At 65.3% G+C, this 7191-nt stretch carries 5 protein-coding genes and 3 pseudogenes; 3 read left to right on the top strand and 5 right to left on the bottom strand.

The window, feature by feature from the left end; genetic code table 11:
• Positions 1-406 precede the first annotated feature (406 nt).
• Complete coding sequence (locus AC2VOU_RS00675) at positions 407-529, top strand: hypothetical protein (RefSeq protein WP_486955616.1); 123 nt, start codon at positions 407-409, stop codon at positions 527-529.
• A 728-nt stretch (positions 530-1257) separates the two neighbouring features.
• Here the strand turns inward: AC2VOU_RS00675 and AC2VOU_RS00670 are convergent.
• A complete protein-coding gene (locus AC2VOU_RS00670) occupies positions 1258-2589 on the bottom strand; it encodes a PPE family protein, SVP subgroup (RefSeq protein ID WP_486955615.1) in 1332 nt (443 codons plus the stop codon).
• A gap of 648 nt (positions 2590-3237) precedes the next feature.
• Positions 3238-4025, bottom strand: a pseudogene (locus AC2VOU_RS00665) (patatin-like phospholipase family protein).
• 153 nt (positions 4026-4178) lie between these two features.
• Here AC2VOU_RS00665 and AC2VOU_RS00660 point away from each other — a divergent pair.
• Positions 4179-4913 (top strand): Crp/Fnr family transcriptional regulator, encoded by a 735-nt coding sequence (locus AC2VOU_RS00660; protein WP_486955614.1) that lies wholly within the window; start codon positions 4179-4181, stop codon positions 4911-4913.
• A gap of 22 nt (positions 4914-4935) precedes the next feature.
• Here AC2VOU_RS00660 and ag85B read toward each other — a convergent pair whose 3' ends face one another.
• From ag85B to AC2VOU_RS00645, 3 genes and pseudogenes are all read right to left on the bottom strand, one after another.
• The gene (gene ag85B, locus AC2VOU_RS00655) at positions 4936-5913 is read right to left on the bottom strand and encodes a diacylglycerol acyltransferase/mycolyltransferase Ag85B (RefSeq protein WP_486955613.1); all 978 of its coding nucleotides are present in this window, start codon (positions 5911-5913) and stop codon (positions 4936-4938) included.
• Between the two features lie 174 nt (positions 5914-6087).
• Positions 6088-6438: pseudogene (locus AC2VOU_RS00650) on the bottom strand (hypothetical protein); the annotation flags it as partial.
• Between the two features lie 74 nt (positions 6439-6512).
• Positions 6513-6843: pseudogene (locus tag AC2VOU_RS00645) on the bottom strand (DUF427 domain-containing protein); the annotation flags it as partial.
• Positions 6844-6926: 83 nt separating this feature from the next.
• Here AC2VOU_RS00645 and AC2VOU_RS00640 point away from each other — a divergent pair.
• Positions 6927-7191 (top strand): hypothetical protein (locus AC2VOU_RS00640; protein WP_486955612.1); only part of this gene is annotated, 265 nt, incomplete at its 3' end.

Raw genomic sequence — 7191 nt, 5'->3', positions numbered from 1 at the left:
ATCCGGCACCGCCGGTCCTACCTTCGGGCTCCTGCCCTGCTGCCGGTCACCGCCCGAACGGGCGGTCGGCGGGTCCGGCGGTCGCGGTCAATCGCAGGTCGGCCGCCGGGCCAGAAACCGGACCGAGGTAACACGAGTAAGCGACTTTTGTAGCGGCCTATCCCGTTTTCGGCTAACACGTTGCCCAAATCGTCCACTGCCGTCCCGATAGATGACTGGAGCACAACCGACATGGCCGAGTCACCGAAAGGTGTCGTAGCACATCGGTTTCCGGCATCGCTGGGATGGATCGCATCATCAAACGGGTGACATTGGCGGGCCCGGAAAGCCGCGACCGCTAAGTGCAGCGCGCGTTCGACGAAGCCGCTGTCGTCGCGCATCGAGCACTGCCAGCTCGCTGAAATCCTTGCAGCTTGTAATTGTCGACGAACTGCTGCACGGCAGCTATCTGATCCAGTCCGACGACTCCGACGAAGGTCACACCCGGGCGTGCCGCGGCGACTCGGCCAACGATCGGCGCCTCGCCTAGACAGGTCGGACACCACGGTGTCCAAAACCACAGCACCGCGGGTTTACCCACCAGGCGTTGCCCCTGAAAGGCAGCTCGACCATCACGGTCTTCGACTACCGACTCGACCCGGGCCCGCCGACGATTTTTGGGCTGGCAGGGGCCTGGCGACGATCTGCCTGCGCCCCGACCCGATCCCCGAGGACGTGCGAGTGCTGGGCTTCCCGTCCGAGCCGCCGAAAGTGCGCCCCGAGCCGGACGCGCCACCCGAACCAGACGAACCCTCCACGGATGGACATGGTCCGGCGTGACCCGGCAGGACGCTCAAAGTGATGAGATTCGTTGCAGTTCCGGCTGATCAGCGCGGTAGCCGTCGAGGTATCAGGCGGTCGACATGCTGGGCGCGCCGAGAATGGTGACGGTCATCGTGATCGCATCGGAGGCGGCTATCAGCCGCAGCCCCGGCCAGCTTCGGTACGCCTGTCTCACCTTGGTCCAACGTGTCGACCACGGAGATCGGCGCACCACCGTGAGCATGCGCGGCTGCGGTCGCCGGCACAGGCCAAGTGCCGTAGCACTCGTCGACCGAGCGGCCGACACCGACGCCGACGTGCTCGACAACGAGAAGCCGGCTCGGATCGAGTCTCCTGTTCTGAGGCTGAGGTCGGTTCGACCGCAATATCTTCGAGACTCTGAGTCATGCTCGCCGAAGGAAGGCCCTGGCTGTCCGCTCACGTCCGACCAGTTGCTCAGCCGAGAAGGCGTCGTTTCTGCTCGCTGAACTCCTCGTTGGTGAGAATTCCAGAGTCGCGGAGTTCCGCGAGCCCGCGCAGCTCCGCGGAAATTCCCATGACCGTACAGCCCGGTAACCCCTGCGGTGTAGTCGCATATGCACGAGTGGTCGTCCCGGCATGCCCCCGGCGCCCCGTGGAAGCACCGCCGACGACGGCGCGCCCGGCCATACTCGCCAGGGCTATCTCGCTGAAGATGCTTCCCGAACGCCCAGTCTCGATCTCGGTGCTACCCAGGCCGGTGGCCAGCACCGCTGCGGCGGCGGGCCGGATCGCGGGGGCGGCCGCCGTCCAAGCCTGCGGGACCGACAACGCCCCGATCGAGTTCGACTGTCCCATGCCCGCGCCCAGACCCGCCGGATCTAGCCGGGCCATAATTCGGCTCTCCATACGCGTCAGTTGCCCCTGCGTGCTGGTCATCAGGTGCTGAGTGTTGATCATCAGGCCCTGCGAATCGGGAATGTGGCTCTGCGTCACTCTGATTCCCTCGCTCGCCTGCGAAGCGGATGCCCAAGCCCCGGATGCCGTGGACAGACCAGTAGACGACAGACCCGCATCCACGGAGGGCAAGAATGCGTTGAGGTTCTGCAGGCTTCCGGCGATTATGGCCGTGCCTGCCGGGGCTGGCGACGCGGACTGCAACGGTGCCGCGAGGCCCGCTAAGGCCGAGGGGATCGCGGAGTTCAGCGGCGACAGCGCTGTCTGCGTATCGGTCGCGGCTGACGTGCCGGTGGCCTGGGCGACCGTAGCGGTTTGTCCGGCCGGGTTGGCGCTCAGCAGTGGTGGGGTGAAGGGCGTCAGCGTTGTTGCGGACGCCGACGCCCCCGCGTAGCCGTACATCGCGGCGGCGTCTTGGGCCCACATCTCCATGTACCGGGCCTCGCTGGCCATGATCGCCGGGGTGTTTTGTCCCAAGATGTTGGTCGCGACCAACGCCGCCGACAGGCTGCGGTTGGCTCCGATGACGGGCGGGGGCACCGTCGCCATAAGCACCGCCTCATAGGCCACGGCCGCGGCCTCGGCCTGGGTGGCGGCCTGCGACGCCTGCGCCGCGGTCGCACTCAACCAGGCACCATACGCCTGGGCCGCGGCCGCCATCGCGGCCGATGACGGACCAAGCCACGGCCCCGCAGCTAGATTGGAGATCACCGAACCATACGAGGTCACAGCCGACTCCAGCTCGCTGGCCAAGCTGTGCCAGGCCGCCGCAGCGGCCAGCATCGGCCCCGACCCAGGACCGGCGTAGATACGCCCGGAGTTGATCTCCGGCGGCAACAGCCCGAAATCCATTGCGATAAATCCCTTCTGGTCAGAACGAACGTCCGGCGCCCCGGGTCGATCTGCGCGAAGCGGCGCTGGTTGATGTGCGCGAAGCGGCGCTGGTCGTCGAGGAGGCCCCGGACAGGCGATGGGTCACCGCCGTCAACATCTGAGGCTGCGATGTACCGGAGAGCGACCGCATCGGGCCCGTGGCGTGACAAACCGGTCTGCGGGCAACGCAGTCAACGCACTGACCGCCGTCGACACACTCGCTCGCGCGCTCGTCGCGGGCCGCCGAAGCCGTCTCGCGCGCAAAGACGCTGCCGTAGTGGGGCAGAGAAAAGAATGGAGCATGCCCGAGTTCAACCTGTGCGCATGAGCCAGGACCGCGAATCGTCTTCTCGCTGACATTGTTTCGGTTTATCCGTTCGCCTCTCCGGGCTCGGCTCACTATCGAATTGTTAGTCACGCAAGGTTTATTCGGCTTCAGAGGCTCAGTCGCCGGGTGCGGGTGTTGGGACATCGCGCTGTGCGAAAACGTCGCACAACCAGCGCGCATTTCCCCGGTCGAGGTGGGCACCGTCAGCACTGGCCTAGGCTCTCAGCAAGCGAATCGGATGGACGACAGCTAGGGCAAAAGTCCTGCCCTGAAAGCGTTTTCGGCGGGCGGCGCCGCGGTCAATGCCGATGCGGCCCAAGCAAAGCTGCCTGCCCGGCGACGGGGTGCCGCGTTGCCAGCCATTCACGGGTGCTGGCATGCGACCGCTCGATGAGCTGGACCGAATGGGTGAAGTCTATTGGTGAGATGCTGAGCGGGCACAGCGGTGGGACGACGCGCAGGTCGGCCACGCCTTCAAGGCGGGTGATGTCGGCGGCCAGGCGTTGGTTGATAGCGAGGGTCATGGCGTGCAGCGCCATCGCCAAAGCCCCCTTCGGCGACTCGGGCAGGGCGCACGAGTAGCCGGTCGGCAACACCCAGATCAGGTCGGCGCCAAGCGCGCCTGCGTGAGACAGCGGGGTGTTGTTGACCACACCCCCGTCGATCAGGTCGCGTCCGTTGACAGTCACCGGCGGGAAGACGGCGGGAATGGCGGCGCTGGCGGCGATCGCGTCGACCGTATTTCCCGACGACAATAGGACATCTTGGCCCGAAAGCACGTCGGTGGCCACCACATGCAGGGGGATCGGTGCTTCCTCGAGCCGAGCGAACTGCAGGTGGCCGTCGAGAAGTCGTCGCAGGCCCGTGGCGGGCACGAGGTTGGAGCGCAACCGAGAAACCCCAGGAGCCCGACGATCGGGCGGGTGGGGAACACATCTTGTCGCGCCAGCGACCGCCATAGGTCGGCCAGCGCGGCGATCCCAGCGGTATCCGGCCGCGAAGCCAGCCAGCCGCCGTTGACCGCGCCCACAGAAGTGCCGACAATCAGGTCCGGCATGATCCCGGCCTCGGCGAGACCGAGGAGCATCCCAACCTGAATCGAACCAAGGCTCGCACCCCCGGAGAGCACGAACGCTGTCGTCCGACCGGAGTCGAATCGCGAACTTGTCAGCAATATGACATTACGATGGCCCGATTGTCGGCAGGATGGCACCATTGGCCACGCGATCGAGGAGGCATGATGTCCGACCACTCTGCGGGTCCGCTGCGGCATATTGTGCAGTCACTGACCGGCGGGCAGCAGCCGCCTGAGGCGCAAGTGCGACACGCGGCCTGGGTCGCACGCTGTGTGGGACGCGGCGCAGCGGCGCCGCTGCACCCCAACGATCTGTCGGCACTCGCGGAAACTTTGCAAGCCAAGCACTTCGCGCCTGGGCAGGTGGTCTTCCTCGGCGATCAGGCCGCTGACGGGGTGTGGATCGTGCGGCAGGGACAGATCGAGCTCGCGGTCGGGTCCGGACGGCATCGCGCAGTCGTGGATGTCCTTCGTCCCGGCGATGTGGACGGCGACATCCCCCTGCTGTTGGATATGCCGCTGTTTTACACGGCGCGAACATTGACCGACGCCACCTGCCTGTTCCTGGATCGGCAGGCGTTTGAGCGATTGCTCGCCACCCGCCCGGCCATCTCACGGCGGTGGCTGTCGAGTGTGGCGCAACGGGTGTCCGCAGGGCAGGCCAGGCTGATCAGCATGCTTGGTAGACCCCTGCCCGCCCAGCTCGCGCAACTCCTTGTCGACGAGGCCGTCGAGAAGCGAGTTGAACTCGCGCAACGCACCATCGCTGCGATGCTCGGCGCGCAGCGTCCGTCGATCAACAAGATCCTTAAAGAGTTTGAGCGCGATCGTCTGATCACCGTCGGCTACGCGGTCATCGAGATCACCGATCCGGACGGGTTGCGGGCTCGCGCAGCATGAGGCGGACCGGAGCCCAGCCAAGTCATGCAGCCCCCAAGGCACGCTGCAGGTCGGGCTTCATCTGCTGCAACTGGGCACCCCAGTATTCCCAGCTGTGGGTGCCGTTGTCGGGGAAGTTGAACACCCCGTTGTGGCCGCCTGCAGCGTGGTAGGCGTCCTGGAACTTGACGTTGCTGCTGCGCACGAAGTTCTCCAGGAACTCGGCGGGCATGTTCGCGCCGCCCAACTCGTTCGGGGTGCCGTTGCCCACGTAGACCCACAACCGGGTGTTGTTGGCGACCAGCTCCGCGATATGCAGCGACGGGTCGTTGCGCTGCCAAGCCGGGTCACTGGACGGCCCCCACATGTCGGCGGCCTTGTAGCCGCCGGCATCCCCCATCGCCAGACCGATTAGCGACGGCCCCATCCCCTGCGAGGGGTCCAGCAGCGCCGACAGCGAACCGGCGTAAATGAACTGCTGCGGGTGGTAGATCGCCAGAACCATCGCCGAGGACCCGGACATCGAGATGCCAACCGTGGCGCCGCCAGTCGGCTTGACGTTGCGATTGGAAGCAAGATAGTGGGGCAGCTCGCTGGTGAGGAACGTCTCCCACTTGTAGGTCTGACATCCTGCCTTGCCGCAGGCCGGGCTGTACCAGTCGGAGTAGAAGCTGGACTGCCCGCCGACCGGCATGACGACCGACAACCCCGACTGGTAGTACCACTCGAACGCGGACGTATTGATGTCCCAGCCGTTGTAGTCGTCCTGGGCGCGCAGACCGTCCAGCAAGTACACCGCGGGCGAATTCTTTCCGCCGCTTTGGAACTGGACTTTGATGTCGCGACCCATCGACGCCGACGGCACTTGCAGATATTCGACCGGCAAACCGGGTCGCGAAAAGGCCCGCGCGGTCGCTGCTCCGCCCGCAAGGCTGATCAGGCCCGGAATAGCTGCGGTCGCAACCGCGGCCACCCCCAGCAGGCGCGCCCAACCCCGCAGGTTTCCGTTTACAACTGCCATGTCTTCCCCTATCCGCGTCCCTTGATCTAGTCAGTGAGGCGCCCCAACGGGCGACGTCAATTGATGGTGACTCATGCGTGCACGTTCAGCGCGGCATCGAGCGAGGTGAGCGCGCTTCTTGAGTTAATTGCGTTGAGACAGTGCCGGTAACGTTGCGCAGCGTGGCTCCCCGGATTACGCGAACCTTTCAAGCCAGGTCGTCAGCGCATAGAGCGCACCATACGTTCCGATCGCGATCGCAAGCAGTGTCGTCAGTCGCCACCGTAGTCGCCGGATAGCGGTGATGCTGCACTGATCACGTCGCCGCAGTGCAATCCAGGTCAGCAGCACGAGTGCAGCCAGCCCGCCTAGGCGGAACCACCACGCGTAATTACCGTACAGATTGTTAGCCCACGCCAATGCCGTTGTGGCGCTGACTATTCCGAAGAGCGCGAGAATGGTGGGGCCAGCGCAACACAGGATGCCGACCAGCCCGCCGGTGACACCGACGCGCCATATCGGCAGCGCGTCGTCGGTTGTCGAGCGGCGTCCATGGGCGAGATCCTCAGTTGTTGTCCGTTTCGTGTGTTGCTGTCGCGTTGCGCCATGTTGCTTTCCCGCCAGTCCGCTACGCGACGTGCGAAACCCGTGCGCTGCATCTTCGGGTTCGCCTTCGACGGTCACCCCGCTCCAGAACGCGACGTGGTTTTTGATCCGGCGTGCTAGCGGACTGGGGCGTGGGTAATACCAGGCGGCGTCCGGGTTCACCTCTCCGTTGGCGGTGACGCTGTAGTAGCGAGCCAAGCCCTTCCACGGGCAAACCGATTTGGTCGGGCTGTCGATGAAATGCTCGAGGTGCAGCGACGCGGGCGGAAAGTAGTGGCTGCCCTCCAGCCGGACGGTTCGCGGCGCCTCCGCGAGCACGGTCCCGTTCCATACGGCGCGGATCATGGTGCAGTCCTCCTCATAGGTGTCACCACCCCATTGCACTCTTACGGGGTGCGTCAAACCGGTGAACTGTCATCGCGCAGACAGTGCCGCCCGCCGCGACGAACTGTCCGGCTGCTGACAGTCGCGCATCGCGCACGAGACGCACAGTGCTGAAATCGCTGAGTTGTGCGGCTGACAGGAGAGCATCGGTGACGACCGTGAAGCGAGAACTCAACGAGGTGTTCGTCGAGTACACCAAGAGCATTTGCCCGCTGTGCAAGGTGGTGGTCGACGCGCAGGTCAACATCCGCGACGGCAAGGTGTATCTGCGCAAACGCTGCCGCGACCACGGCGAATTCGAGGCCCTGG

The sequence above is a fragment of the Mycobacterium sp. TH-M25 genome (assembly GCF_057473665.1).
Note: the sequence above shows the minus strand (reverse complement) of the source record. Positions and strands in the feature narration are given on the sequence as shown.

What these genes read in the sequence shown, in the direction of transcription:
- AC2VOU_RS00670 (WP_486955615.1), bottom strand. Translation starts at nt 2,589, where the DNA reads ATGGATTTCGGGCTGTTGCCGCCGGAGATCAACTCCGGGCGTATCTAC.
- AC2VOU_RS00660 (WP_486955614.1), top strand. Translation starts at nt 4,179, where the DNA reads ATGTCCGACCACTCTGCGGGTCCGCTGCGGCATATTGTGCAGTCACTG.
- ag85B (WP_486955613.1), bottom strand. Translation starts at nt 5,913, where the DNA reads ATGGCAGTTGTAAACGGAAACCTGCGGGGTTGGGCGCGCCTGCTGGGG.